General features: G+C 43.3%; 32 protein-coding genes and 1 pseudogene. 27 read left to right on the top strand and 6 right to left on the bottom strand.

Annotated features, from left to right (window positions below; genetic code table 11):
* Positions 1 to 61: 61 nt before the first annotated feature.
* The 7 genes from ilvD to MY9_RS10930 all read left to right on the top strand — a co-directional run bounded on the left by ilvD (position 62) and on the right by MY9_RS10930 (position 5,799).
* Positions 62 to 1,738: a dihydroxy-acid dehydratase gene (ilvD, locus tag MY9_RS10960; protein ID WP_014664335.1), complete on the top strand. Its 1,677-nt coding sequence runs from the start codon at positions 62 to 64 to the stop codon at positions 1,736 to 1,738.
* Positions 1,739 to 1,845: 107 nt separating this feature from the next.
* Positions 1,846 to 2,280, top strand: coding sequence for a bacilliredoxin BrxA (brxA, locus tag MY9_RS10955; RefSeq protein ID WP_003230794.1), 435 nt, complete (start codon positions 1,846 to 1,848; stop codon positions 2,278 to 2,280).
* Between the two features lie 41 nt (positions 2,281 to 2,321).
* Complete coding sequence (locus MY9_RS10950; protein ID WP_014664333.1) at positions 2,322 to 3,104, top strand: class I SAM-dependent methyltransferase; 783 nt, start codon at positions 2,322 to 2,324, stop codon at positions 3,102 to 3,104.
* A 262-nt stretch (positions 3,105 to 3,366) separates the two neighbouring features.
* On the top strand, positions 3,367 to 3,978 hold the full coding sequence (locus MY9_RS10945) for a YpjP family protein (RefSeq protein WP_009967559.1): 612 nt from the start codon (positions 3,367 to 3,369) through the stop codon (positions 3,976 to 3,978).
* Positions 3,979 to 3,995: 17 nt separating this feature from the next.
* Positions 3,996 to 4,529, top strand: a complete 534-nt coding sequence (locus MY9_RS10940; RefSeq protein ID WP_040082840.1) for a phosphatidylglycerophosphatase A family protein — start codon at positions 3,996 to 3,998, stop codon at positions 4,527 to 4,529.
* A gap of 142 nt (positions 4,530 to 4,671) precedes the next feature.
* Positions 4,672 to 5,178: a dihydrofolate reductase DfrA gene (dfrA, locus tag MY9_RS10935; RefSeq protein WP_014664331.1), complete on the top strand. Its 507-nt coding sequence runs from the start codon at positions 4,672 to 4,674 to the stop codon at positions 5,176 to 5,178.
* Complete coding sequence (locus tag MY9_RS10930) at positions 5,179 to 5,799, top strand: lysophospholipid acyltransferase family protein (RefSeq protein ID WP_014664330.1); 621 nt, start codon at positions 5,179 to 5,181, stop codon at positions 5,797 to 5,799.
* 32 nt (positions 5,800 to 5,831) lie between these two features.
* Here MY9_RS10930 and trhA read toward each other — a convergent pair whose 3' ends face one another.
* A complete protein-coding gene (gene trhA / locus MY9_RS10925) occupies positions 5,832 to 6,473 on the bottom strand; it encodes a PAQR family membrane homeostasis protein TrhA (protein WP_014664329.1) in 642 nt (213 codons plus the stop codon).
* A 20-nt stretch (positions 6,474 to 6,493) separates the two neighbouring features.
* Positions 6,494 to 7,489, bottom strand: a complete 996-nt coding sequence (locus tag MY9_RS10920; protein WP_014664328.1) for a sigma 54-interacting transcriptional regulator — start codon at positions 7,487 to 7,489, stop codon at positions 6,494 to 6,496.
* Positions 7,490 to 7,737: 248 nt separating this feature from the next.
* Between MY9_RS10920 and ilvA the strand changes: the two genes are divergently transcribed.
* The 7 genes from ilvA (at position 7,738) to MY9_RS10880 (ending at position 13,106) form a co-directional block, all read left to right on the top strand.
* The gene (gene ilvA, locus MY9_RS10915) at positions 7,738 to 9,006 is read left to right on the top strand and encodes a threonine ammonia-lyase IlvA (protein ID WP_014664327.1); all 1,269 of its coding nucleotides are present in this window, start codon (positions 7,738 to 7,740) and stop codon (positions 9,004 to 9,006) included.
* An 85-nt stretch (positions 9,007 to 9,091) separates the two neighbouring features.
* Complete coding sequence (locus tag MY9_RS10910) at positions 9,092 to 9,343, top strand: YpmP family protein (RefSeq protein WP_014664326.1); 252 nt, start codon at positions 9,092 to 9,094, stop codon at positions 9,341 to 9,343.
* A 147-nt stretch (positions 9,344 to 9,490) separates the two neighbouring features.
* Positions 9,491 to 10,072, top strand: coding sequence for a cytochrome c oxidase assembly accessory protein ScuA (gene scuA, locus MY9_RS10900; RefSeq protein WP_014664325.1), 582 nt, complete (start codon positions 9,491 to 9,493; stop codon positions 10,070 to 10,072).
* Between the two features lie 77 nt (positions 10,073 to 10,149).
* Entirely contained in the window at positions 10,150 to 10,917 is a 768-nt protein-coding gene (locus MY9_RS10895; RefSeq protein WP_014664324.1) for an SGNH/GDSL hydrolase family protein, read from the top strand.
* Between the two features lie 9 nt (positions 10,918 to 10,926).
* Positions 10,927 to 11,490: a YpmS family protein gene (locus tag MY9_RS10890; protein ID WP_014664323.1), complete on the top strand. Its 564-nt coding sequence runs from the start codon at positions 10,927 to 10,929 to the stop codon at positions 11,488 to 11,490.
* 12 nt (positions 11,491 to 11,502) lie between these two features.
* Positions 11,503 to 11,697, top strand: coding sequence for a protein YpmT (gene ypmT, locus MY9_RS10885; RefSeq protein WP_014664322.1), 195 nt, complete (start codon positions 11,503 to 11,505; stop codon positions 11,695 to 11,697).
* Positions 11,698 to 11,768: 71 nt separating this feature from the next.
* The gene (locus MY9_RS10880) at positions 11,769 to 13,106 is read left to right on the top strand and encodes an MATE family efflux transporter (RefSeq protein ID WP_014664321.1); all 1,338 of its coding nucleotides are present in this window, start codon (positions 11,769 to 11,771) and stop codon (positions 13,104 to 13,106) included.
* Positions 13,107 to 13,157: 51 nt separating this feature from the next.
* Here MY9_RS10880 and MY9_RS10875 read toward each other — a convergent pair whose 3' ends face one another.
* Complete coding sequence (locus tag MY9_RS10875) at positions 13,158 to 13,583, bottom strand: MarR family transcriptional regulator (protein WP_004398634.1); 426 nt, start codon at positions 13,581 to 13,583, stop codon at positions 13,158 to 13,160.
* Positions 13,584 to 13,714: 131 nt separating this feature from the next.
* On the opposite strand from MY9_RS10875, the gene msrA reads away from it, so the two are divergent.
* Both msrA and msrB read left to right on the top strand, forming a co-directional pair.
* Positions 13,715 to 14,248: a peptide-methionine (S)-S-oxide reductase MsrA gene (gene msrA, locus MY9_RS10870; RefSeq protein ID WP_014664320.1), complete on the top strand. Its 534-nt coding sequence runs from the start codon at positions 13,715 to 13,717 to the stop codon at positions 14,246 to 14,248.
* Positions 14,249 to 14,683 (top strand): peptide-methionine (R)-S-oxide reductase MsrB, encoded by a 435-nt coding sequence (gene msrB / locus MY9_RS10865; RefSeq protein ID WP_014664319.1) that lies wholly within the window; start codon positions 14,249 to 14,251, stop codon positions 14,681 to 14,683.
* 43 nt (positions 14,684 to 14,726) lie between these two features.
* Here msrB and MY9_RS10860 read toward each other — a convergent pair whose 3' ends face one another.
* Positions 14,727 to 15,752: an SDR family NAD(P)-dependent oxidoreductase gene (locus tag MY9_RS10860; RefSeq protein WP_014664318.1), complete on the bottom strand. Its 1,026-nt coding sequence runs from the start codon at positions 15,750 to 15,752 to the stop codon at positions 14,727 to 14,729.
* Between the two features lie 343 nt (positions 15,753 to 16,095).
* Between MY9_RS10860 and MY9_RS10855 the strand changes: the two genes are divergently transcribed.
* On the top strand, positions 16,096 to 17,244 hold the full coding sequence (locus MY9_RS10855; protein WP_014664317.1) for a phytase: 1,149 nt from the start codon (positions 16,096 to 16,098) through the stop codon (positions 17,242 to 17,244).
* Between the two features lie 70 nt (positions 17,245 to 17,314).
* On the opposite strand, the gene cgeB is transcribed toward MY9_RS10855, so the two are convergent.
* Together cgeB and cgeA are read right to left on the bottom strand one after the other, a co-directional pair.
* Complete coding sequence (gene cgeB / locus MY9_RS10850; protein WP_014664316.1) at positions 17,315 to 18,268, bottom strand: spore maturation protein CgeB; 954 nt, start codon at positions 18,266 to 18,268, stop codon at positions 17,315 to 17,317.
* Positions 18,269 to 18,274: 6 nt separating this feature from the next.
* Positions 18,275 to 18,676, bottom strand: a complete 402-nt coding sequence (gene cgeA / locus MY9_RS10845; protein WP_014664315.1) for a spore crust protein CgeA — start codon at positions 18,674 to 18,676, stop codon at positions 18,275 to 18,277.
* Between the two features lie 205 nt (positions 18,677 to 18,881).
* Between cgeA and cgeC the strand changes: the two genes are divergently transcribed.
* The 10 genes and pseudogenes from cgeC (at position 18,882) to ablB (ending at position 26,452) form a co-directional block, all read left to right on the top strand.
* Positions 18,882 to 19,187 (top strand): spore maturation protein CgeC, encoded by a 306-nt coding sequence (cgeC, locus tag MY9_RS10840; RefSeq protein WP_014664314.1) that lies wholly within the window; start codon positions 18,882 to 18,884, stop codon positions 19,185 to 19,187.
* 63 nt (positions 19,188 to 19,250) lie between these two features.
* Positions 19,251 to 20,531: a spore maturation glycosyltransferase CgeD gene (gene cgeD / locus MY9_RS10835; protein WP_014664313.1), complete on the top strand. Its 1,281-nt coding sequence runs from the start codon at positions 19,251 to 19,253 to the stop codon at positions 20,529 to 20,531.
* A 28-nt stretch (positions 20,532 to 20,559) separates the two neighbouring features.
* Complete coding sequence (gene cgeE, locus MY9_RS10830) at positions 20,560 to 21,339, top strand: spore maturation N-acetyltransferase CgeE (RefSeq protein WP_014664312.1); 780 nt, start codon at positions 20,560 to 20,562, stop codon at positions 21,337 to 21,339.
* Between the two features lie 43 nt (positions 21,340 to 21,382).
* Entirely contained in the window at positions 21,383 to 21,532 is a 150-nt protein-coding gene (locus MY9_RS22125) for a YjcZ family sporulation protein (RefSeq protein WP_370881202.1), read from the top strand.
* Positions 21,526 to 21,679 (top strand): annotated as a pseudogene (locus MY9_RS21580) (hypothetical protein). Before MY9_RS22125 ends, MY9_RS21580 begins: the two are co-directional and overlap by 7 nt.
* The gene (locus tag MY9_RS10815) at positions 21,660 to 22,994 is read left to right on the top strand and encodes an aspartate aminotransferase family protein (RefSeq protein WP_014664309.1); all 1,335 of its coding nucleotides are present in this window, start codon (positions 21,660 to 21,662) and stop codon (positions 22,992 to 22,994) included. Before MY9_RS21580 ends, MY9_RS10815 begins: the two are co-directional and overlap by 20 nt.
* 6 nt (positions 22,995 to 23,000) lie before the next feature.
* The gene (locus MY9_RS10810) at positions 23,001 to 23,690 is read left to right on the top strand and encodes a CoA transferase subunit A (RefSeq protein WP_014664308.1); all 690 of its coding nucleotides are present in this window, start codon (positions 23,001 to 23,003) and stop codon (positions 23,688 to 23,690) included.
* Positions 23,675 to 24,328, top strand: a complete 654-nt coding sequence (locus MY9_RS10805; RefSeq protein ID WP_014664307.1) for a 3-oxoacid CoA-transferase subunit B — start codon at positions 23,675 to 23,677, stop codon at positions 24,326 to 24,328. The genes MY9_RS10810 and MY9_RS10805 overlap by 16 nt, the downstream gene beginning before the upstream one ends.
* Before the next feature lie 8 nt (positions 24,329 to 24,336).
* Positions 24,337 to 25,647 carry a peptidase gene (locus MY9_RS10800; RefSeq protein ID WP_080478241.1) on the top strand — a complete coding sequence of 437 codons (1,311 nt, stop codon included), beginning with the start codon at positions 24,337 to 24,339 and terminating at the stop codon, positions 25,645 to 25,647.
* Positions 25,625 to 26,452: a putative beta-lysine N-acetyltransferase gene (ablB, locus tag MY9_RS10795; RefSeq protein ID WP_014664305.1), complete on the top strand. Its 828-nt coding sequence runs from the start codon at positions 25,625 to 25,627 to the stop codon at positions 26,450 to 26,452. Before MY9_RS10800 ends, ablB begins: the two co-directional genes overlap by 23 nt.
* Positions 26,453 to 26,470: the final 18 nt, after the last annotated feature.

Raw genomic sequence — 26,470 nt, 5'->3', positions numbered from 1 at the left:
AAACTGAAAATTGTTAAAATAAAATCCAATCTAACAATTGAAAGAATTTAGGGGGATCACCATGGCAGAATTACGCAGTAACATGATCACACAAGGAATCGATAGAGCTCCGCACCGCAGTTTGCTTCGTGCAGCTGGTGTAAAAGAAGAGGATTTCGGCAAGCCGTTTATCGCGGTGTGTAATTCATACATTGATATCGTTCCCGGTCATGTTCACTTGCAGGAATTTGGAAAAATTGTGAAAGAAGCAATCAGGGAAGCAGGAGGCGTGCCATTTGAATTTAATACCATTGGAGTAGATGATGGCATCGCGATGGGGCATATTGGTATGAGATATTCGCTGCCAAGCCGTGAAATCATCGCTGACTCTGTGGAAACGGTTGTATCCGCACACTGGTTTGACGGAATGGTCTGTATTCCGAACTGCGACAAAATCACGCCGGGAATGCTTATGGCGGCAATGCGCATCAACATTCCGACGATTTTTGTCAGCGGCGGGCCGATGGCAGCAGGAAGAACAAGTGACGGGCGAAAAATCTCCCTTTCCTCAGTATTCGAAGGGGTAGGCGCCTACCAAGCAGGGAAAATCAATGAAAACGAGCTTCAAGAACTAGAGCAGTTCGGATGCCCAACGTGCGGGTCTTGCTCAGGCATGTTTACGGCGAACTCAATGAACTGTCTGTCAGAAGCACTTGGTCTTGCTTTGCCGGGTAATGGAACCATTCTGGCAACATCTCCGGAACGCAAAGAGTTTGTCAAAAAATCGGCTGCGCAATTAATGGAAACGATTCGCAAAGATATCAAACCGCGTGATATCGTTACTGTAAAAGCGATTGATAACGCGTTTGCACTCGATATGGCGCTCGGAGGTTCTACAAATACCGTTCTTCATACGCTTGCTCTTGCAAACGAAGCCGGCGTTGAATATTCTTTAGAACGCATTAACGAAGTCGCTGAACGCGTGCCGCACTTGGCCAAGCTGGCGCCTGCTTCGGATGTGTTTATTGAAGATCTTCATGAAGCGGGCGGCGTGTCAGCGGCTCTGAATGAGCTTTCCAAGAAAGAAGGAGCGCTTCATTTAGATGCGCTGACTGTTACAGGAAAAACTCTTGGAGAAACCATTGCGGGACATGAAATAAAGGATTATGACGTTATTCATCCATTGGATCAGCCATTTACTGAAAAGGGCGGTCTTGCTGTTTTATTTGGTAATCTGGCTCCGGACGGCGCAATCATTAAAACGGGCGGCGTACAGAATGGGATTACAAGACACGAAGGGCCGGCTGTCGTATTCGATTCTCAGGACGAGGCACTTGACGGCATTATCAACCGAAAAGTAAAAGAAGGCGACGTTGTCATCATCAGATACGAAGGGCCAAAAGGGGGACCTGGCATGCCGGAAATGCTGGCGCCAACATCTCAAATCGTTGGAATGGGACTCGGACCAAAAGTGGCATTGATTACGGACGGACGTTTTTCCGGAGCCTCCCGTGGGCTCTCCATCGGTCACGTATCCCCTGAGGCCGCTGAGGGCGGACCGCTTGCCTTTGTTGAAAACGGAGACCATATTATCGTTGATATTGAAAAACGCATCTTGGATGTACAAGTGCCAGAAGAAGAGTGGGAAAAACGGAAAGCAAACTGGAAAGGTTTTGAACCGAAAGTGAAAACCGGCTACCTGGCACGTTATTCTAAGCTTGTGACAAGTGCCAACACTGGCGGTATCATGAAAATCTAGCAGGTGAGGACACTTACTTCTGTATTTTAAGGCGTGAACATTTGAAATCCGGCCCTCTCTATAGTATCCTTTACTTCAGATGAAGGATACTAGAGGGGGCTTTTTTTATGTCAATGGCTTATGAAGAATACATGCGTCAGCTTGTCGTACCGATGCGCCGCGAGCTGACTGGAGCAGGTTTTGAAGAGTTAACAACAGCGGAAGAAGTAGAAAACTTTATGGAAAAGGCAGAGGGCACAACTCTTGTAGTCGTTAACTCTGTATGCGGCTGCGCCGCAGGCCTTGCACGTCCTGCAGCAACACAGGCAGTTCTCCAGAATGACAAAACGCCTGACAATACGGTGACTGTATTTGCGGGCCAAGATAAAGAAGCTACTGCAAAAATGCGTGAGTATTTTACTGGCCAAGAGCCTTCTTCACCGTCAATGGCTCTTTTGAAAGGCAAAGAAGTTGTACATTTTATTCCGCGTCATGAAATTGAAGGACACGACATGGAAGAAATTATGAAAAATCTGACTGCTGCCTTTGATGCACACTGCTAAATGCCCGTTTTCCGGGCATTTTCTTTTTGGGAGTACAGAAGATGATAACAACAAGCTATAGACCGTCTGAACACACCATAAAAACTGCAAAGCAGCTATCTAAAGAGCTAAATATGCCATACTGCGGCCGAAATAAACAAACGGTTGAAAACCTGCTGAAGTCAGCTGAACGTGATTTGCTTGTGGTCGGCAAAGAGCGATTTGAGCTATTTACGAAACAAGGTGCCAAATTCTTTTTTCATCCGAATACCGCGATGTTCAGAGCCAAACGCTTCTTACGCGGTGAGCAAGAGCCGATGCTTCGGGCTGCCGGTTTATCGGAAGGGGATACGTTTTTAGATTGCACACTCGGGCTGGGGTCAGATGCCATTATCGCAAGTATGGCGGTAGGCGAAACTGGTTCTGTGGTTGGGGTGGAAAAAAACCATCTTGTATCCGTTTTAGTGAGAACGGGGCTGCATTCATGGGAAACAGGTATAGAAGAGCTTCAAGCAGCGATGAGAAGAATCCAGGTAAAGAATGGTGATTGCTTAGAATACATCAAGCAGCTTCCTGACGGCTCTGTTGATGTGGTTTATTTCGATCCAATGTTTCATGAACCTGTAGAGACCTCTGACGGTATTGCGCCTTTACGCGATTTGGCTGAGGATTCCGTTTTGCACGAAGAGTGTATCAAGGAAGCGGTACGCATTGCCAGAAAAAGTGTTGTGCTAAAAGACCATTGGAAAAGCCCGCGGTTTGAACAGTTTGGTTTTCATGTCATAAAAAGAAAAACAGCACTGTTCCATTATGGTGTCATTCAGGCAAGTAAAGAAATCCCGTGATTCATACCACGGGATTTTCTGTTAATCGGTGACTTCCATGACGACAAAGTATAACAATGTTAAGAGTGAAACTGTGGCAAACAGAGCGTCAATCATATGCGGAAAGCCTCCTTTCACAGAATATTGTAAGCGTTTTTACACAAAGTGCATAGCAACGAATCTCCTAATTTGTGTATCAGTTTCATATAGTACATGACTTGAATGTTTTGGATGTGCTAAAATAAGAGAAACATGACAATAAAATAGAGAGGAATAAGCAGTCATGAAATTGTGGATGAGAAAGACCCTTGTGGTTTTATTTACCATTGTGACGTTCGGGCTCGTATCTCCTCCGGCTGCTCTTATGGCGGACAAGCCTTCCGGACAGCCGAGCAGTCTTGAGCAGAATGATTACACCGCTTTTTATGATGAGCATGACCTGTACGATGATGAGTCGGATGACAGGCGAGATCCTGAACTGCTTTTTCAATCGTACAAGGAACAGCTCCTTGACAGCGCTGAGGATCAGTCCTTTTTAAAATTCGGCAGCAGAATCGCTCCGGTCATTGAAGATGATTATCGGAAAGAGATCCTGCCAAAAATCGAAAATGTGATTAGTGATTATTTAGCGACATTGCAAGATGATGAAGCGTATCAAGATGTTGTGATCTCAAGCATGCCTTCAGCAGGCAAAACGGAAAAAATATTCAACGTTTACAATCGGACAACTGGAGAAGATCTTCTGAGATTCCATGTGCGCAGAGACCATCCGCCTCATGACGGCTACTGGTTTAATTTTCATTATCATACAGCAGAAGATGGATTTCAATCACATCATGAGCTTGGGAGCATTTACTGGGACCGCAACACGCCTCCCAACTGGATGAGTGCTTAAAGGAGATGCCATTAGACATGAAAAAGTACACAATGAATGAAATGGTCAATATAACAAAAGATATGCTGAATAAACGGGGCGTTATGATAGAAGATATTGCACGCATTGTTCAAAAACTTCAGGAAAAATACAATCCAAACCTGCCGCTCAGTGTTTGCATGGAGAATGTAGAAAAAGTCCTGAACAAACGTGAAATTATTCATGCTGTTTTGACAGGACTTGCACTCGATCAGCTTGCAGAACAGAAGCTTCTCCCCGAACCGTTGCAGCATCTTGTTGAAACAGATGAACCGCTTTACGGCATAGATGAAATCATCCCGCTTTCAATCGTTAATGTGTATGGGTCGATCGGCTTGACCAATTTCGGTTATTTGGATAAAGAGAAGATTGGTATTATTAAGGAACTTGATGAAAGTCCAGACGGTATTCACACCTTTTTGGATGATATTGTGGCAGCTCTTGCTGCAGCAGCGGCGAGCAGAATTGCGCATACGCATCAGGATCTGCAAGATGAAGAAAAAGAACAGGATGAAAAGCCTGTCGTCAGCTGACTATAAAAAAATCATTTCTGGGTTCAGAAATGATTTTTTATTGTGTTACACTACAAGAAGACTACTTTTAAAGGATGAAAAAAATGAAACAGTATAAGGATTTATGCAGACATGTTTTAGAGCAAAAAGGGGCGGTCAGCGTATGATTTCATTCATTTTTGCGATGGATGCCAACAGGCTTATCGGCAAAGACAATGATTTGCCGTGGCATTTGCCCAATGATCTTGCATACTTTAAGAAAGTAACATCGGGCCATTCAATCATTATGGGCCGGAAAACATTTGAATCGATCGGACGTCCGCTTCCAAATCGGAAAAATATTGTCGTCACATCAGCGCCGGCTTCAGAATTTCCGGGATGCACGGTTGTCAGTTCGTTACAGGATGTACTGGATATTTGTTCAAGCTCTGAAGAATGCTTTGTGATCGGAGGGGCTCAGCTCTATACGGACCTGTTCCCTTATGCGGACAGACTGTATATGACGAAAATTCATCACGAGTTTGAAGGTGACCGTCACTTTCCTGAATTTGATGAAGGCGATTGGGAACTGGTTACTTCTGAGCAGGGAATCAAGGACGAAAAAAACCCGTATGATTACGAATTTCTCGTGTATGAAAAAAAGAATTCTTCTAAAGCGGGAGGATTTTAATTGGTTCGCTACAGCTTTCTAATGGTTTATATTGTGTATATGCTGTTGAAAAATATGAAACAATTATTTAATCAAACAATGCTCGACCCTCGTCTGTCATATAAAAAACAGATGACTCTTGTGTACGAACAGCCAAAGGCATTTTTGGAAGGCTGTATTGGCATCTCCGGTTCAGTTGTGACAATCCATCAGCCAGAGCCAATCCCACAAGGTCCTGTTTTGTATGTGCACTCTCGTTTGCGCTTGGCTGAACTGGCCTTAATTGCTGGATATATTGAGGAACCGGCCGGCTTTATCGCCAACCCAAAAGTGTTCCGCTTGCCTTTTATCGGGCAATGGCTGGATCGGATGGATGTGATTTCAGACGGTCATTCAGAGAAGGTATATGAAAATGTGACAAAACAGCTGGAAAAGGGGCAAAGCTTGATTCTTTCACTAGATGGTTCTATTGATCCTGTAGAACTTGCAGCCCGCTATCAACTTCCGTTAGTGATGGTGGAAACGAAAGGAACAGAGCACCTGCAAAAGGGGGCGTTTTTTAAACGCTTAAAACCAGCCGACATTGAATTGTCCTTTTCAAAAGCTTATATACCTGCTAATGAAAAACAATTACGTGCATAAAAAAGCGCAGTCGTTAAGACTGCGCTTTTTTGTTACGAAAGGAACGGTACCTTTACACAATAGAAAAGCACGCAGAAAAACATAGCAGCGCTCCCGCCCAATACGAAGCTGTGCCAAATGGCGTGATGGAAGGGAATCTTTTTCCAAATGTAAAAGATGGTTCCGACAGAGTATAGAATGCCGCCGAGAAAAAGAAGGCTGAATCCCGCTCCGCTCAGCGAAGCATATAAAGGTTTAACCGCAATAATCATCAGCCAGCCCATGATCAAGTACACTATGGTTGACAGTAGGATAAAGCGTTTCACGAAGAAAATTTTAAAGACAATTCCACCCAGGGCAAGTGACCATACGATAACCAGCAGGGTAAAGCCGAGTGTGCCTTTCAGCGGTCCGAGTAAAAAAGGCGTGTAGGTTCCTGCGATGAGTACGTAAATCGCGCTATGATCGATAATCTCCAAAATGTCCTTCGTCTTTTTATGTGTGATGCTGTGAAGCAGTGTAGAGCTCAAATATAACAGCAGCATAGAGACACCGAAAATCGTAAAGCTGACAATGTCCCAGGCAGACCCGTAATTAGCCGCGAATATGATTAAAAACACTAAAGCAGGGATGGATAAGAGTACACCAATGCCGTGTGTAATGGCATTGGCGATCTCTTCTTTCATTGTAAACAAGTGCATTCTCCTTTCGATCGCTAAATCATTTGATTTTTTAACGTCTCTATAAAGCGCAAGCCCTCAAAGGTAATTTTTGTGCCGGCGCGTCCGCGGCTTTTGGTGACATAGTCTTTTTTCTCCAAATAGTCGAGACGGCTTCTGACCTGCTGTGGCGTTAACGAGGTTTGGGTATTTTTGCTGTGTTCAGAAATGATCCGTCTGCTGGCAGGTTCTCCTTTTTCATTCAATACTTTTATTGTTTCCAAAATAAACAAAAACTCAGCTTTTTCCATTAAAGTCAGCAGCTTTGCTTTTTTCTTTGAGGTTTTTCCGTCTATCGCGCCTCTAATATATGGCGGCAGGTCATGTGGATGAATCGTTCCCCCGCTTGATACTGCCGCCATATAATCTGCAGCGTTTTTTAATTCCCTGACATTGCCTTCAAATGTATGCTGCTCAAGCACCGGAAAGACAGAGGGGTCGATTAACAATTGCTGCCCGGAATTTGAGAGGAAATATTGTGTCAAAAGCGGTATATCGCTTTTTCGTTCGGATAATTCGGGCAGTGTGAGCGTTAAAATGTTCAGCCTGTAAAATAAGTCTTGCCTGAAGGAATGTTCCACGGATCCGTCTGCAGAAGCACAGATCATTCGCGGCTTCTCCATGTCTGAATCAAACGCTTTTAACAGCTGAGCTTGTACAGAAGCCGGCATGCGCCATACTTCATCAAGAAAAAGGGTTCCTCGTGCCGTTTTGTGAAAAGCACCTGAGTTTCCGTTAGGACCAAAAAGCTCATGCATAAGGCTTTCTTCAGAATGCGTGCTGCAATTGACGCTTATAAACGGTTCATTGCTTCTCGAAGATTCCAAGTGTATGGCATGTGCGAAATGATTTTTGCCTGTTCCGATTTTTCCTGTTATTAAGACAGGAAGCTCAGATAATGAGAACTGCTTGGCGATTCGCTTTGCTTCCAGGAAAGTTTGATGTTCTCCGATTAGTTGTTGAAAGGTATTGAGTTTTGGTGCGCTATTCATCAATTGGCTCCTTTTGGTTCTAATTGGTTTCATTATATCATGCCTTTTGGCTGAAAACACCTTTTATTTTACGATCATCTTTTTTCTTGAGTCTGCAGGATAATGGTTAAACAGAAGTTTCCACGAGATGTGGTGGACATAGTCTGTATTTTTTTAATTATTAAATAAAAATAATTGTCTTATTTTTTGAATATTCGTGTTATAATGGCATATTAAATAGGGATTTAAAACAAGAAAGGAATCTGTACATGAAACCGTTGTTGAAAGAAAACTCTCTCATCCAAGTGAAAGACATTTTGAAGGCTCATCAAAACGTAAAGGACGTTGTCATTCACACACCTTTGCAGAGGAATGACAGACTTTCTGAGAGATATGAATGCAATATCTATTTAAAACGTGAAGACTTGCAAGTTGTTAGATCTTTTAAGCTCAGAGGGGCTTATCATAAAATGAAACAGCTTTCCAGCGAGCAGACAGAAAACGGAGTGGTGTGTGCAAGCGCCGGAAACCACGCGCAAGGCGTGGCATTCTCGTGTAAACATCTTGGCATTCACGGAAAAATTTTTATGCCGTCTACTACACCGAGACAAAAAGTATCTCAAGTTGAACTATTCGGAAAAGGATTTATCGATATTATTTTGACAGGCGATACGTTTGATGACGCGTATAAAAGTGCCGTAGAGTGCTGTGAGGCGGAATCTCGGACGTTTATCCATCCGTTCGATGATCCGGATGTGATGGCCGGACAAGGAACGCTCGCAGTCGAGATTTTAAACGACATTGATGCAGAACCGCATTTTCTTTTTGCAAGTGTCGGAGGCGGCGGTCTTCTCTCAGGGGTAGGTACATATTTGAAAAATGTGTCTCCTGATACAAAGGTAATTGCTGTTGAGCCGGCGGGAGCGGCATCCTATTTTGAATCAAACAAAGCTGGGCATGTCGTCACACTTGATAAAATTGATAAGTTTGTAGATGGGGCAGCAGTTAAAAAAATTGGAGAGGAAACCTTTCGGACGCTGGAATCTGTTGTTGATGACATTCTCCTTGTCCCTGAAGGAAAAGTATGTACATCCATTCTTGAATTGTATAACGAATGTGCGATTGTTGCTGAACCAGCCGGAGCTCTTTCTGTCGCAGCGCTTGATTTGTACAAGGATGAAATTAAAGGAAAAAATGTGGTGTGTGTGGTCAGCGGGGGGAATAACGATATAGGAAGAATGCAGGAAATGAAGGAGCGATCCTTGATTTTTGAAGGTCTTCAGCATTATTTTATCGTCAACTTTCCGCAAAGAGCGGGGGCACTTCGCGAATTTCTTGACGAAGTCCTAGGGCCGAATGATGACATTACAAGGTTTGAATATACGAAGAAAAATAACAAAAGCAACGGACCTGCTCTTGTCGGCATCGAGCTGCAGAACAAAGCCGATTATGGGCCGCTGATTGAACGGATGAACAAAAAACCGTTTCATTATGTAGAGGTGAATAAGGATGAAGACTTATTCCATCTGCTGATCTAATTTTTTTCGCAACCGCGCAAAATGACAGACAGCCAGGCTGGCATCATATATAATAGAAGAAAAACAAAAAAAGAGGATTGATAGCTTGTTACTCAAAAGCCTAGAGTTCAAACGCGGTGACGGGATTCAGGTGAAAGTGACAGAAATACCTGTATTAAAGGAAGATGAGCACTATTTCTTTATGTTACATCACCATTTGCAATTCTACTTAAAAGAAGTGTTTTCATCAAACAGCAGGACAAAAGTGTATTCTTTCCGACATTATATGAAGCGCCGGATGAAGTGGGCAGATTATCAGGCTGTTTTTCATCAAGAGGTGTTAAAGCACAACGCATAACATGCCGTTTTTTACCTGTATGTCCTCCTTTGTAATCGTTAATGGGGAGGCATGCAGGATTTTTTTTGCTCAGTATCGAATACAAATATGGGACAGTAAGGACAGGTTTTAGAAAGCGTTTTTATGCTGGCTGAAAGGATGAATGTCATGAAGGTTATCAAAGGTTTAATGGCTGGGCTGTTTTTTCTGCTTTTGTGTGCCTGCGGAGGACAGCAGATTAAAAATCCGCTCAATTACGAAGTGGAGCCTTTTACATTTCAAAACCAAGACGGCAAGAACGTTTCATTAGAGAGTTTAAAAGGAGAAGTATGGCTGGCGGATTTTATTTTTACCAATTGTGAAACTGTATGTCCGCCGATGACTGCTCATATGACCGATCTGCAAAAAAAACTGAAAGCCGAGAATATAGATGTCCGCATCGTATCATTTAGTGTTGATCCAGAAAACGATAAGCCGAAACAGCTGAAGAAATTTGCCGCAAATTATCCATTATCTTTTGATAACTGGGATTTTCTCACCGGATACAGCCAGAGTGAGATTGAGGAGTTCGCACTTAAGAGCTTTAAAGCGATCGTAAAGAAACCGGAGGGAGAGGACCAAGTGATTCATCAATCAGCTTTTTATTTGGTGGGCCCGGACGGTAAGGTGCTGAAAGATTACAATGGAGTTGAGAATACACCGTACGATGAAATTATCGCCGATGTAAAATCAGCAGGCGCACTCAAGTAAGCTAGAAGACTAGGCATTTGCAAATCTTCTAAAACATGATACACTTTCCACTAGTAGAATGGGAAGGAGCAACAAGATTGAAGCTGCGCATTTTTTCAATCATGGCTGGTTTGATTTTGCTTCTTACTGCTTGTACGAGCATACGTACAGCATCTGAGGGAAAACAAAAAGATCATGAAACGAAAACGAAAGAGCACATTGTCATAGCGGCTGTCGGAGATTCGCTGACAGAAGGAGTCGGAGATCCCGATGGAAAGGGATATGTCGGCAAGGTGGCGGATTCTATCCGGTCAGATAAACAAGTCAAAACGGTTGACGTGAAAAATTATGCCGTAAAAGGGAACCGTTCGGATGATTTATTAGAAAAACTAAAAGATAAAAAGGTTCAAAAAGGCATAAAGGACGCAGATTATGTCTTTTTTACAATTGGTGGTAATGATTTGATGAAAGTCCTTCGCCAAAACTTCCTGCAATTAACCGTTGAACCGTTTCAGGAAGCGGAAAAACCGTACGAAAAGCGCTTTGAAAAAACCATTTCTGAAATTCGCAAGCTGAATGATCACGCTGAGCTGATTTATGTCAGCATGTACAATCCGTTTACGTTTACATTATCTGAACTAAATGAAATAAACGGTGTTGTCACGGATTGGAACCATATTGCTGAAAAAGAGCTGAAAAAGGATAAGCATGCGAAAATCATTTATATCGAAGATTTGTTCAACAAAAAAAGTGACAGCAGCCGAATTTCTGAGGAAGATGATTTTCATCCTAATGGTACGGGTTATTCTCTAATCGCGAAGCGCGTCTATCAATCCATAAAAAAAGAAGGATTACCGAAAGAGTAGGGTGACAGCATGAATAAGTGGAAACGACTGTTTTTTATATTGCTTGCAATCAATTTTATCCTCGCTGCCGGGGTTGTTACACTTGTTTTGCTCCCGGGAGAGCAAGCTCAGGTGAAGGATTCATCTGAGAGCGAGTATGGATTTCAAGTGACAAGCACAAAAGAATCATTAGCTGCGTTTGTTAACTCATATTTAAACGACAAGGCATCAAACAAGCTTGATTATAAAGTAGAGATTGATGATGATGTTCATGTCGCAGGGAAAATCAAGGCATTTTCTACCTCTATTGATGCTTTTATCGCTTTTGAACCGACCGTGAAAAAAAACGGTGATGTAGAGTTGAATGTTACGAAATTTTCGTTAGGGAAATTGAGTATACCGATTAGCTTTGTGTTAAATTATATGGACAGCTTTTATGAATTGCCGTCATTTGTCCACGTTCACCCTGGAGATAAAAGCATTGAAGTGCGTTTGTCAGAAATGCCTTTAACGAATGGTATGTATGTCAAAGCGGATAAAATAAATTTAGAAAATGATGAAATTGAATTTTCCTATTACCATCCTAAACAATAGAGGTGACTGAAAATGAAACAGGTTTACCAGTATTTCAGTTTATTATCCTTTACATTTTCCCTGTACTTCGGCTGGCTGGCTTATCATCATCTGGCCGCTGAAGACATGGATCAAATGTATTTGAATGTTTCCTATTGTGCCTTGTTCCTAAGTGTGATGGTGTTTACATTCGGTATGCGAGACCGAAAAAAAACCGATAAATCATGAAAAAAGAGACATGAAACAACGTCTCTTTTTTCGTGCGGTCCGAAGAAAATTTGAGAATACAAGGAGAAAAGATGAAAGCATACGATTTTACACAGGGGAACGTGCTGAAACAGCTTGTACTGTTTTCAACGCCTATTATGCTCGGAAACGCATTGCAGGTTTCCTTTCAGTTTATAGACAGCTTGTGGATCGGCAATTTACTGGGGGCACAGGCTCTTGGGGCAGCTGCGGTATCAAGCACGATTGTTCTAACCGTGCTGTCTTTTATTTTGGGCCTTAACAATGCGACGTTAACCATTTTATCTCAGCAAAAAGGAAAAGATGATGAAAAGGGAATGACGTCGTATATTAACGCTTTTGTTGTTTTATTAACAGGCCTAAGCATCGGATTCGGCGTGGCCGGTTTTTTTCTGTCAGAGCTTTTGCTGCGTCTTCTAAAAACGCCGGAGTCAATGCTGCCGCTTGCTGAGACTTATTTACAGATTCAATTTATCGGCATTTTATTTTTATTTGGTTATAACTTTATCAGTACTGTGCTTCGGGCGCTGGGCGACAGCAAGACACCGCTCCGGTTTATTGCGTTTGCTGTTGTACTGAATACAGTGCTGGCGCCGCTCTTTATTTCTGTGTTTCGCATGGGAATAGCGGGTGCGGCTTATTCAACGATTTTGTCACAAGGCGTTGCGTTTCTGTATGGGTTGTTTTATGTCATCAAACACAAGCTTGTGCCATTCTCAATTCCGAGAGTGCCCAAGTGGGGAGAGTCCGCGCTGATTTTGAAACTCGGAATTCCGGCCGGTCTGCAGATGATGGTGATTACAGGCGGTATGATGGCGATTATGAGTGTTGTCAACTCATACGGGGAGCACGTGGTATCAGGTTTTGGCGCGGTCCAGCGGCTCGACAGCATCATCACGCTTCCAGCAATGGCTGCCGGTACGGCCGTCAACAGTATGGCAGGGCAAAATATCGGAATCGGAAACAATAAAAGAGTAGGAACGATTGCAAGGCTTGGTGTGCTGGCTGTTATTTCCTGCATGCTGGTGATTGCGGTTATGATTTGGGTGTTTGGTAAATACCTTATAAGGTTATTTATCAGCGAGCCTGATGCGGTCGCATTTGGTGAACAATATTTGCGGTGGATCGCGTTTTTCTACCCTTTTATTGGGATTAATTTCGTGCTGAACGGAATTGTCAGAGCCGCGGGAGCGATGCTGCAGGTGCTGGTTTTAAATTTGATCTCGTTTTGGGTGCTGCGATATCCTTTCACGGTTCTTTTTTCAGCTTGGCTTGGACAAAAAGGAATCGGGCTTGGAATCGGAATGAGTTTTTTATTTAGCAGCTGCGCGGCATTTTTGTATTACAGGTATGGCCGCTGGAAAACAATGAAGCTGTTCGCTGAAAAATAAGTGAAGCACTGCGAAAAGCACATACCTATATATAGCGGTATGTGCTTTTTTTTACCGTTTTTTATCAAGTTTGCTGAAGAGCTCGATTAACGTGGCAAGTTCAGCATCAGTGTAACAGTCAAAGCGTTTGAAGAAGTATTCCGTTTTTTTCTCGTTAAAGTGCTGAAGGACCTTTTCGCCAGCTTCAGTGATATGAATGCGAATAATGCGTCTGTCTTCCTTCGATCTGATTCTCGTAATCCATTCCTTTTCTACCAGCGCATCAGTCACAGCCGTAATGTGGCTTGCCGATACCTCTAAAATAGGCGCAAATTCAGTGACTTTTTTAGGCCCTTGCTCACTGAGGATCCGAAGAATGGTGAATTCATTCCGCGACAGCTCTTTATCTAAAATTTCATTGATTTCATTGCGTATTTGTTTAAAGACTTTACGGAGTAAAGTTTCCATATCGTACATCATCTGTGTTCTTACTTTCAAATTTGTGAACCTCCATTACATAAGCATATTGCTTGAAACCTATAGATTTTATTGAAAAGCAGAATCATTTTCATTCTATTTTTACATGCTATAATATAATAATACCACGTATTAACAAAGGAGGCACCAGTATGTCTGAAAAAAAAGAAATCGCCACATTTGCAGGAGGCTGTTTTTGGTGTATGGTTAAACCTTTTGACGAACAGCCGGGTATTGAAAAAGTGGTGTCCGGGTATACAGGCGGCCATACTGAAAACCCTACGTATGAAGAGGTGTGCAGTGAAACGACAGGACATCGTGAAGCTGTTCAAATCACGTTTCATCCTGATGTATTCCCTTATGAAAAACTGCTTGAATTATTTTGGCAGCAAATCGATCCGACAGATGCCGGCGGACAGTTTGCTGATCGCGGCAGTTCCTACCGCGCAGCCATTTTTTATCATAATGATAAACAAAAGGAGCTTGCGGAAGCTTCCAAGCAACGTCTGGCGGAAAGCGGGATCTTTAAAGATCCGATTGTAACGGACATTTTAAAAGCTGAACCTTTCTATGAAGCGGAAGGTTACCATCAGCATTTTTATAAAAAGAATCCAGCACATTATCAACGCTACCGGACAGGCTCCGGACGTGCCGGATTTATTAATGAGCATTGGGGGGATAAATAAATGGCGTACAATAAAGAAGAAAAAATGAAGTCATTAAATCGCATACAATACGAAGTAACGCAAAATAACGGCACGGAGCCGCCGTTTCAAAATGAATATTGGGATCACAAGGAAGAAGGGCTCTATGTAGACATTGTGTCAGGCAAGCCATTGTTTACATCCAAGGATAAATTTGATTCCCACTGCGGCTGGCCAAGCTTTACAAAGCCGGTTGAAGAAGAAGAAGTGGAAGAAAAACTGGACACGAGCCATGGCATGATTCGCACTGAAGTAAGAAGCCGAACTGCTGACTCTCATCTTGGCCATGTATTTAATGACGGTCCGGGGCCAAACGGGCTTCGTTACTGCATAAATTCAGCAGCGCTGCGGTTTGTTCCAAAGCATAAGCTGAAAGAGGAAGGATACGAAAGTTACCTGCATCTCTTTGATAAATAAAATATTAAAAACAGGCCTGCCTAATGGATAGACAGGCTTGTTTTTATGCCTTTTTCTCTTGATGCAAGTCTTCAATAATCTGGGCAATTCTTTCTTTCGTAATGAGCGGGGCCTGATCAGATTGATACCCAGGCAGATTGACTTTGCGAAAGTCAGGATGTTTTTCAGGCTCTGGAAGGATCGCATAAAGGTTGCCCCATTCATACAGTGATTCAATTTCATGCGGGGATGTTAATTCTTCGTGAAGCTTTTCACCTGGACGCTTGCCGACTTCTACTGCAGCCGGCCGCGGGAGCCCGTGCTGCGATGCATATTCTTCAAATCCATGAATCAGTTCTTCAAGTTTCAGTGATTCCATTTTAAAAATAAAGGTTTCTCCGCCTTTTGTAATCGCAGCTGATTGCAAAGTCAATGTAGCTGCATCGTCTATTGACATGAAAAATCTGGTCATGTTCTTGTCTGTGATAGTCAGAGGCTGACCCTCCATCATCTGTTCAAATAATATAGGGATGACCGAACCTCTGGAGCCCAGAACATTTCCAAAGCGGACCGAACAAAACACGGTTCCTTTGTTTTGAACGTGGCGGTTTGCTTGATGAAACAGCTTTTCAGATAACAGCTTGGTGGCACCCATTGTGTTCACAGGAGATACAGCTTTATCTGTACTGATATTAATGACATGCTGCACTCGGTGTAAAAGGGCAGCTTCCACCACATTTTGTCCGCCGATGAGATTGGTCTGGATCGCTTCAAATGGATGATCCTCACATGTCGGAACCTGTTTCAGCGCAGCCGCGTGAAAGACGATATCGACGCCTTTCATCACCTGATTCACCCTTCTGTGATCGCGCACATCTCCGAGTACAAATAATAGCCGCTTATCCTCCGCATACTTTTGGCTCATGACATACTGTTTACTGTCGTCTTTGCTGAATACAATCACCTGTTTAGGTGTAAGCAGCAAAAGGCGTTTGACAATTTGACTCCCGATTGAACCTGTTCCGCCAGTGACTAAAACTGTTTTGTTATGAAAAAATGGTTTTAGTTCTGCTGTTTGCTGTTTAGGCATGGCTTATCCTCCAACTCTCGTTTCTCTACCATGCATCATATGTTCAACTTTATAATCGAATTAATGAAAGCAACCAATAAAACAAAATTTAGGGGAATGATCATGTCACAACGTGTTCTTTTTTAATAGAAAATGATGAAACTAAATAAACAATGTACTAAATATTCATTATGTTTTTATTTCGCACCTCAAAAACAAAGCTGACAAAGTCATCTCACGTACCTCTTTAGGGAAAGTTGTTTATGAGCCAGAAACCCTATAAAAAAAGGTTCATTTTCCTCACGGTAAATACATGTATATATTTTACAATAGGGATGATAGTGATAAAAGAGGAGGGTACCAAATGAAGTTTTCAAAAACAATGCTGCTAAGCACCGCCGCGGGTTTATTGCTTAGCCTGACAGCAAACTCGGTGTCGGCTCATGATGTGAGTGAGGAACATCATTTCAAAGTGACTGCGCAAACGGAGACAGATCCGGTCGCTTCTGGCGATGACGCAGCTGACGATCCGGCTATTTGGATTCATGAGAAACATCCGGAAAAAAGCAAATTAATTACGACAAATAAGAAATCAGGGCTCGTCGTGTATGATTTAGATGGAAAGCAGCTTCATTCTTATGAATTTGGCAAGCTCAATAATGTCGATCTGCGCTATGATTTTCCATTGAAAGGTGAAAAAATTGATATTGCTGCAGCATCCAACAGGTCTGAAGGAAAAAATACAATTGAAGTATATGCAATAGACGGGGATAAAGGGAAATTGAAAAGCATTACAGATCCGAAACATCCTATTTCCACTGGTATTTCTGAGGTTTACGGATTCAGCCTGTATCACAGCCAGAAAACAGGGGCATTTTACGCATTAGTGACAGGCAAACAAGGGGAATTTGAGCAGTATGAAATTGTTGATGGTGGAAAAGGTTTTGTAACAGGAAAAAAAGTGCGTGAATTTAAGTTGAATTCTCAGACTGAAGGCCTTGTTGCGGATGATGAGTACGGGAACCTATACATAGCAGAGGAAGATGAGGCGATCTGGAAATTTAACGCTGAGCCAGGCGGAGGATCAAAGGGACAGGTTGTTGACCGTGCGACAGGTGAACATTTGACAGCTGATATTGAAGGACTGACAATCTATTATGCACCAAATGGCAAAGGATATCTCATGGCCTCAAGTCAAGGAGATAACAGCTATGCAATGTATGAACGGCAGGGGAAAAATCGCTATGTGGCCAACTTTGAAATCACAGATGGAGAGAAGATAGACGGTACTAGTGACACGGATGGTATTGATGTTCTCGGTTTCGGGCTTGGTCCAAAATATCCGTATGGGATTTTTGTGGCGCAGGACGGCGAAAATATTGATAATGGACAAGCAGTCAATCAAAACTTCAAAATTGTATCGTGGGAACAAATTGCACAGCATCTCGGCAGAATGCCTGATCTTCATAAACAGGTGAACCCGAGGAAGCTGAAAGACCGTTCTGACGGCTAGAAAAGAAAGCAGCTGAACAAGCTGCTTTTTTCTGTGAATGAAAAAATCGTTCATAGCAATGAACGATTTTTCAAGAAAGCGCCAGATGAATCGCCTTTAGTGTTGCAGGAAGCTCATCAAACGTAAATGCGGGTACGGTCTCATTATAATTGGCTGCTGCAGCTTTATGCCGTTCTTCAGGGTTTTTGATATAGAAAGCGGTTTTTTCCTTAAAGTCGTCCATGCCGTGATAAGAAATAAAGGATGAAAAAGGATGGGCCGCGGGTAAATCGGTTAATTGAAATGCTTCGCATGCAGCGATATCAAACGTTCGGTTATTAAAACTGGCATTTTTGATGCGCATAGTATTTTGGTTGAAAGCAAAATGATAGGGCCGATGCGCATTGATTACGATATCTGCTCCGTTATAATAATGAACGGCCTGTTCGGGTGGAACCCATGTGCTGACGACATCAATGTGCGGCTGTTTGAGCACTTTTTTAGGCAGATATTTTCTCCATTCCTTGCCGATTACCCGAACCGTGAAAGGCAGATGGACCGCTTCTTTCATAAGCTGAACCCGATTAGGATAAGGATAGCCGATGATTAACAGATTTGAATGATAGGAATGTTCGGTGCCCATTTTTTTAAACAGCCGATGGTTAACTGGTATCGGAACATAATAGACGTTCTGGTAGCCGAGCTCTTGATAATAGAAAGCGGCATTTTGTTCAATCGTTAATATGGCGTCAGCAAGCTTAATTACCTGTAGGCTGATATCAATATAAAATGGGTCTTCGGTCAGCCAAACATACACGGGGATATCCTTACCCTTTAACCAGGTCAGCCAGTCGTGAGGAACGCGGTCTCCAACCATTATAAGTGCGAAGTCCGGCTGAAACGCTTCGATCTTCACCAAATATTCTGCTTCAGGTTTATCTGCAATCATATACTCTGTATGAGTGTTCTGAAAACATTCTTCAGCCCAGCGATCAAAATAACTGTATATGCCTCCGTATCCCGACTGGATATACAAGACTTTCATCGGATGTTATGAAAAGAACGTAACGCTTTCTACTTTGTCTACATCAATTAATGTTGTAGCTTCACCTGCCGGAGTGACGGAGCTTTCCTGTGTTACAAAGACGATACCGTGAATTTGATCGAAAGCAACGAAGACAACTGGCCCGATCATGTCACCTGAATCAGTCACAATGCTGATTGTCGTGCCTGGCGTAACTCTGGCAAAAATCCATCTTGCCGGAAGGGAAGGGTCTAAAATAGATTCTGCCGTAACCGTTTCACTTTCATCTACTTTTTGATCGATGGCAGCTTCAAGCAAGGCTTTAAGATTACTTTCCATGTTTTCTCCTCCTTCTGTTGCAGTTGGAAATAAAGGACTTAAAACGGTTTTAATTAAATCCTTTTTTAACTGTGCATTTTCAGAGCTCATTACACACACCTCCTATTCGATAGTGAACTCACGTTAATCTATTCTTCTGGCTGTTGTTTGGTATGAGTCGAACGCCGTACCAGACCTATTTTTCATGTATTTAAGGAAAATGCTGATTTTTTAATGGAGTGGACATAGCCCTATACCATACATCAAAGTCGCTCATATTGTGAAACAGAGTAAAGGGATAAGGGAGAGGGATTATTTGGATTTAGAGAAACAAGTGGATCGAGAAGAAAACCAAGATGAACTGCATTTTATTTTGCTTTTGCTGATTCTGCTTATTCGTCAATCATCTACTGAAGGAAATCCATCTGATCTCAGACGCCAGCTCGTTTTTGCAAAGGAGCTGGGCGTACCGGTTTCAAAAGTTCATTTGATCAACGGAGATACGCTTCAGAATGTCATCGTAAAAGAAGTACTGACTGATTTGGTTATTTTTCAAAACCCGTTAAATAACACGAGATCTCATGTGTCACTTTCAAGTGTTGTAAGCTGGGGTGCTTTTTAAATGATGACAGAGGCTCTGCTTGCTGCGGAGCCGTTTTTATGTTTGACGGCGGGGGCGGTATAGATGGGAGAGAAAGTGTCTATTATTTTAACAAGTTACAACAAACCTAAATATTTGCAAAAAGCGATCGAAAGCGTGATTCAGCAAACGCATGATCTTTGGGAGCTTTTTATTATGGATGATCATTCGAATGAAGAAACAACTGCGGTGATTCACAAGTATCTCCATGACCGGCGCATTCAATATCATAACAGTTTCGTGCAACCTGCAGATCGATTAAAAACAGCCCGTTATGCCACATTAATTAACAGTGCGCTCCCATTTGCAGAAGGCGATTACATTTCCTATCTTACTGATGACACTGTTTATCATCCCGAGCGGCTGAGCCGTATGGTGCAAGAGTTTTCACATCAGCCTGAAGCGCAGGTTGTCTATTCAAAACAAAAAGTTGTACATGTAAACGAAAGGGGAGAGGAAATCTCATATTTCTACAGAAATGCCAATGCAGTGCTAGAGCAGGCGGCTTTTCATGTTGATCATTGTTCAGTAATGCATCGCCGTTCGTTACTTAATCTCATTCACCATAAATATGGAGGCTATTGGGATGATGATATGAAGCATTGGAATCATGGCGACGCAATTTTTTGGGCGAGACTCAACAACTTTACCCCATTTCTGCCGATAAATGAAGTATTAGATACAACTTATAAAACCCCAGATTCATTTCAAAATGCATATCGGTTTCTGCCCGCCGATTTGATTGACGGTTCTTTTGTGAAAGGTTCAGATCAAACTGTGTATTTTCTTGATCAGGGTGTACGGCACCCTGTCGGGGAAAAGTGGAGTTTTTGGTATCTAAATCGGACTGTCGCTGTTCCAGACCCATATTTATTCCAATATAGGATGGGGAAGATTTTAAACATTCCGAATTATATTTTAGTAAAGGAAGCTGACCATCCTGCCATATTTTATATCGAAGCCGGAAAAAAAAGGCGCATTGTGGACCAGTATGCGTTTCAATTTTATCAATTTCAAAGAAAAGACATATTGACAGTTGGAAAAGAGGAGCTGGAGGCGCTTTTGGAAGGACCGCCGATTATGTGGAAGCGATCTGAATTGATCAAAAATCCGCCTGGCCGAAGGCTGTTTTTCATCGAACGCGAGCCGTTTTTGTTTCTAAACGGCTTCTTTCACCCAATTAGTGAACAAGTAGCAAGGAAGTTTTTTTTACATCAGAAGCCAATCTCCGCTTCTTTCCGAAATATTCAGCAATTTCCAATTGGAAAGCCGTTTTATCCGGTGTACGATGAGATTATAAAGAAATTGAACATTGCAACAGAGTAAAGGGATAGGTCATAAAAAGGAGACGTTCATGACAGGACATTATGCAAAAACGGAACATCAATATATATTGTTAACGTCTGAATCGACATCGTTTGATCATTACAGCGTATACAGAGATCCTCAGCTTCCGCAAATTTTTTCTCATAATTTTGTTCAGCTCCATGATACGTTTCCATTGGAGCGGTTACTGAACTTTTTGCCTTCCGTACCAAAGCTGCTTGAAGCGAATTATCTCCATTTAAAAGCGTCGCCGCAGCATGTTTTTCCGCTTGGTTTGAAGCAGTCGCTCGTAAAAAGCGGTTTTGTCGTCGAGGATGAGCTGCTATATGACATGAAGCTTAATGACTGGAATGGACAGATGGGACATCCTTTAACCGCATGGGGGACGGCAAAGAGCCTTAGCGACGGATCTTCTATTATGAAAATTTACGATTCCATTTATATTGGAGAAGCGATCGCCGAACAAAAATTAAGTAGAAAATATCCTTTCTACGAAGCGGGTACAATCATTCTTGTTGTTTGTTATAGCGACCAGGCACAGAAAATTCCCATTGGGTGCGGAGAGCTGTTTATCGATCAGCAAGAGAAAACAGCTAAAATCGAAGAAGTGGCAATTTTAGATCAGTTTCAAAGGAGGGGCTACGGCAGTATCTTAGTGCAAGAAATGCTGTCCATCGCCAAATCACTAGGAATGGAAGCAGCCTACTTAGTCGCTACAAGCACAGACGGTGCAACCCATTTTTACGAAAAGCTGACATTTAAAAAATATGAGCGGGTGCATACTGTTTTTCATTATTTCCTTACATGAAATAGGCGTTTGCACAAACCATTTGGGACTTGGCCCGCATAAAATGCCGTATATCGTGATAAGAAAGGATGAAAACAGCATGTATGGATACCCTGGATACGGTTACGGATTTGGCTGCGGGACAAATACATTTGTATTGATTGTCGTCTTGTTCATTTTATTAATTATTGTCGGAGCCGCTTTTATTTGCTAGATGCTGAAATTCAAAAAGAGCCTTCCCCTTCAGGGAGGCTCTTTTTATGTGAAAAGTTTTTGCTGGGAACGTCATGCCGCCATTTGGACACTCATACAATATGTTAAAAGGGTTTTGAGGTGGGAGCATGAGCAGTTATTTGATTAAGCCGGAGCTTAGCTCGGTCTATCCGGTTGTCGGTTATGCGAAGGGTTCATACGTTTATGATCAGACCGGAAAAAAATATCTTGACGGCTCGTCAGGTGCGGTGACATGTAATATCGGCCACGGAGTTCGTGATGTGACTGAGAAGCTGAAAGAACAGCTTGATCAGGTGTCTTTTGCTTACCGCTCACAGTTTACGAGCGAGCCCGCCGAGCAATTAGCCGCTCTCTTGGCACAGGAGCTGCCGGGAGATGTGAATTGGTCTTTTTTTGTCAACAGCGGATCAGAAGCGATAGAAACAGCGATGAAAATCGCCATTCAGTATTGGCAGGAAAAAAAGCAAACACAAAAATCCATCTTTTTGTCTCGGTGGAGCAGTTACCACGGAATAACTTTGGGAGCGCTTTCATTATCTGGTTTTTATGAAAGGAGATACCGGTTCACCCATCTCATAGAGCGGTATCCAGCTATCTCAGCTCCACACCTTTATCGGCTGAATCAAGAGAAGGCAGAAAATTTTGTTCAGTCTGCAGCTGATGAATTGGACACTGCGATCAAGAGAATCGGAAGCCAATTCATCGCCGGCTTTGTGGCTGAGCCAATTATTGGTGCTGCAGGAGCAGCGATTACTCCGCCTCCGGGATATTATGAGAAATTAAGCGAGGTATGCCGCACACACGACGTGCTTTTTATTGCAGACGAAGTCATGACAGGGCTTGGGAGAACAGGAAGGATGCTTGCGACAGAGCATTGGCACACCATTCCTGATATTGCTGTACTGGGCAAGGGTCTCGGTGCGGGGTATGCCCCTATTGCTGCTGCTGTTGTATCTGATTCTATTGTTGAAACGATTAAACAAGGATCAGGTGTGATTATGAGCGGCCACACATATAGTGCACATCCCTATTCAGCCAAAGCTGCTCTTGAAGTTTTGCGGTATGTGTTAAAGCACGGCTTGATCAAACAATCAGAAATAAAAGGAGCTGTGCTGAGGAAGAAGCTTGAAGAGGCGGCGTCTCAAAGCGGCATCATAGGTGATGTGCGCGGAAAGGGTCTGCTATTAGGCATTGAATTTGTGGCAGACAAGAAAACGAAGAAAGTGTTTCCGCCAGAACAGGCGGTAACCCAGCTTATTGTCAGCGAGGCGAAAAAACGCGGGCTGATTGTTTATCCTTCCAAAGCTGGGATAGACAGCGGAGAAGGAGATGCTGTCATTATTGCCCCTCCTTTTACCATTTCTGACGGTGAAGTTGAAGAGCTTATCTCTATTTTTTCAGAAACAGTTGCAGCGGTCGAAAAAAACTTAAAAAAGGATTGACATCAAATGGCGCCATTTCAAAAAGCAATCAGCATTGAAACAGCAATTGCAGATGTTCAGGACGGATCGGTTCTGATGTTTGGCGGTTTTGGAGGAGTCGGGTCGCCTCCTTCATTGATTGAGGCTATTTTGGACAGCGGTGTAACGGATTTAACTGTTATTTGCAATGACGCCGGTTTCCCGGAGATAGGGATCGGCCCGCTTATTGTTAATCAACGGGTCAAAACCCTGATCGCCTCGCATATCGGTTCCAATCCTGTAGCGGGGAAACAGATGACAGACGGGACATTAGAAGTTCAATTTTCACCTCAGGGAACGCTTGCGGAGCGGATTCGCGCCGGCGGAGCAGGACTTGGCGGTATTTTAAGCGATATCGGCATTGATAATCAAATGGTTTGCGAGGAAAAGGACATCGTAACTGTGGCGGGAAAACGATATTTGATAGAAGAAGCGCTGACGGCTGATTTTGCTTTCATCAATGCGTGCATTGCCGATGAATTCGGCAATCTAACGTATGACAAAACCGCGCGCAATATGAATCCGTTAATGGCAATGGCCGCCAGGAGAACCTTTGCCGAAGCTGAGCGTATCGTCCCGATGGGAGAGATTTCTGAAGAAATGATTGTCACACCGGGGGTTTTTGTCGAGGGGGTTGTACGAAGTGAAGGAGTGAAGTGGAAATGGGCTTGGGAGTAGCAGAAAGAGAACAAATCGCAAAACGGGCTGCTGCTGAAATTAAGCAGGGCATGATTGTGAATCTCGGCATCGGCATCCCATCCTTGGTCCCTAACTTTTTGCCAACTGACATGCAGGTCATGTTTCAAGCCGAAAACGGTGTCCTTGGCATTGGAGAAAGTCCTGAAAAGGGAGAAGAGGATGCGCATTTATGCAACGCTGCGGGATATCCTGTCCGGGCTGTAAAAGGGGCTTCCTATTTTGATACTACGTTGTCTTTTGCAATGATCAGAAGAGGCAAAATTGACATTACCATCTTAGGCGCCCTGCAGGTGAGCCAATCAGGCGATTTGGCAAATTGGCTTGTTCCGGGAAAAAAGGTGCCGGGTATGGGCGGGGCGATGGAGCTTGCCCAAAAAGCGAAAAAAGTGGTTGTTGTCATGAGTCATACAGATCAAAAGGGTAGGCCTAAATTAACAGAAAGATGTACGCTGCCGTTAACTGCCGCAGGCTGTGTGGATTTGATTATTACCGAAAAAGCGGTTCTTGAGGTCGATGGCCATTACTTTATTTTAAAAGAGCTGATGAATGGCTCGACAATCGAAGAGGTGACGAGGCTGACAGAGGCTGAAATCAAAATAGATATGCCTTTTTCTTAAGAGGGGGAATGAGGATGCAAGACATTGAAAGAAAAGTTATCGGGTGGCTTGATCAGCATTCGGCCAAAGCCATTCGTCTTCTCAAAAGGCTGATTGGGGAAAAAAGCACTTTGGGGTCAGAGTTTAACGCCCAAGCTGTTGTGCTTGAAAAACTGCGGCAATTTCATATGGACATTGATGTATGGGAGCCAAGCCTAAAGCAATTAAAACAGCATCCCTACTTTAAATCAAATCGTTCCGATTTTCATGAGAGCCCGAACATCGTGGCGAAAAAAACAGGAGCAGGCGGAGGCAGGTCCCTGATTTTGAACGGCCATATTGATGTTGTGCCTGAAGGAAACGTAAAGGATTGGAAGTATGAACCGTATCAAGCTTTCGAAGAGAACGGTAAAATATACGGCCGTGGCTCAACGGATATGAAGGGAGGCAATACAGCCCTTCTTTTTGCTTTAGAAGCTTTGCACGCCTGCGATGTCAAATTGAAGGGAGATGTATTGTTTCAGAGTGTTGTAGATGAAGAGTGCGGCGGCGCCGGAACACTGTCTGCCATCATGAGGGGCTATCGTGCTGACGGGGCGCTTATACCTGAACCGACGAATATGAAACTATTTATAAAGCAGCAGGGCTCAATGTGGTTTCGGATCACAGTGAAGGGATTAGCGGCACATGGGGGCACACGCTATGAAGGGGTAAGCGCGATTGAAAAAAGCATGCATGTTATCACAGCGATACAAGAGCTGGAGAAGGTCCGCAACGCGAGAATCTCAGATCCGCTGTATGACAATATCCCAATACCGGTACCGGTGAATATCGGCACCATCTCAGGCGGTGCCTGGCCATCTTCAGTTGCAGACCGTGTCGTCATAGAAGGGAGATGCGGAATTGCCCCCCATGAGAAACCGGAAGCTGTCAAACTTGAATTGGAAAACTGGCTGAAGGATTTAGAATACCGTGACGAATGGTTTAAACGCCATCCCGTACAAGTAGAATGGTTTGGCGCTCAGTGGCTGCCGAATGATTTACCTGATGACCACCCTTTAATTTCTGTGCTGCAATCAGCCTATCAAAAAATGAAACAGACAGAGCCGATTCTCGAAGCTTCCCCGTGGGGAACGGATGGAGGGCTTTTATATCATGCAGGAGATACGCCAGTGATCGTCTTCGGGCCAGGGGAAACAAAAGCGGCTCATCAGGCCAATGAATACATTGAGGTTGAAGCCATGATAGAATCTGCTAAAATTATTGCACTTTTTGTCATGGATTGGTGCGGGCTTCATACAGACGGGGAGGATGCGGATGCTCAAGTCGATAAAGAGTAGCGGTGTCACAGCAGTTTTGGACCATGACAGCTTTAATAAACGAATCAGAGTGGTCTGTTATGACGGAGCCATTGAGAAGGCCCTGCCAGATATCGTGGCAGCGGCGAAAGAAGAGAATGCGGAAAAAATCATCGTCTATACGAAGCAGCATGATGAACCAATGCTTGCCAAACAATTATTTGCGCCGGAGGGTTATCTAAAGGGCTATTATCTCGGCCATTCGGCTTGTGTCATGGTTCGTTACCTTTCAGAAAGCCGGAGGCAAACAGATTCATATACTGAGGAACAAGAGATCATCGAATCCTTATATCACACAGTGCCTCGCCTCCGCAACGACAACATACCCGTATTTACGATGAGAAAAGCAGAGATAAACGACATGTATCAGCTGTCAATGCTGTATAAAAAAGTATTCCGTACGTATCCGACCCCCGTATTTGACCCCGCTTATATTGAAAAGACGATGAAGGCAAATACGGTGTATTATATCATGCTTGATCATGACCGCTTGATCAGCGCAGCAAGCGCAGAAATCAATCCAGAGCTGGGGCATGCAGAAATAACCGATTGTGCTGTGCTGCCGGAATACCGCGGCCATTCGCTGACAAGCTTTTTAATCAAGGCGTTAGAAAAAGAAATGGCTGGAAGGGATATCTTCCATGTGTTTTCTCTCGCCCGTGCTTCGTCTTTTGGGATGAATGCTGTGTTGTACCATTCAGGTTATCAGTATGGCGGAAGGCTGATCAATAATTGCTTTATAGCCGAAGGTCTTGAAAACATGAATATTTGGTGCAAACAACTGTAAGTCAAAACATGCGCGAGG

Source organism: Bacillus sp. JS (assembly GCF_000259365.1).
Taxonomy (GTDB): Bacteria; Bacillota; Bacilli; order Bacillales; family Bacillaceae; genus Bacillus; species Bacillus stercoris.
Note: the sequence above shows the minus strand (reverse complement) of the source record. Positions and strands in the feature narration are given on the sequence as shown.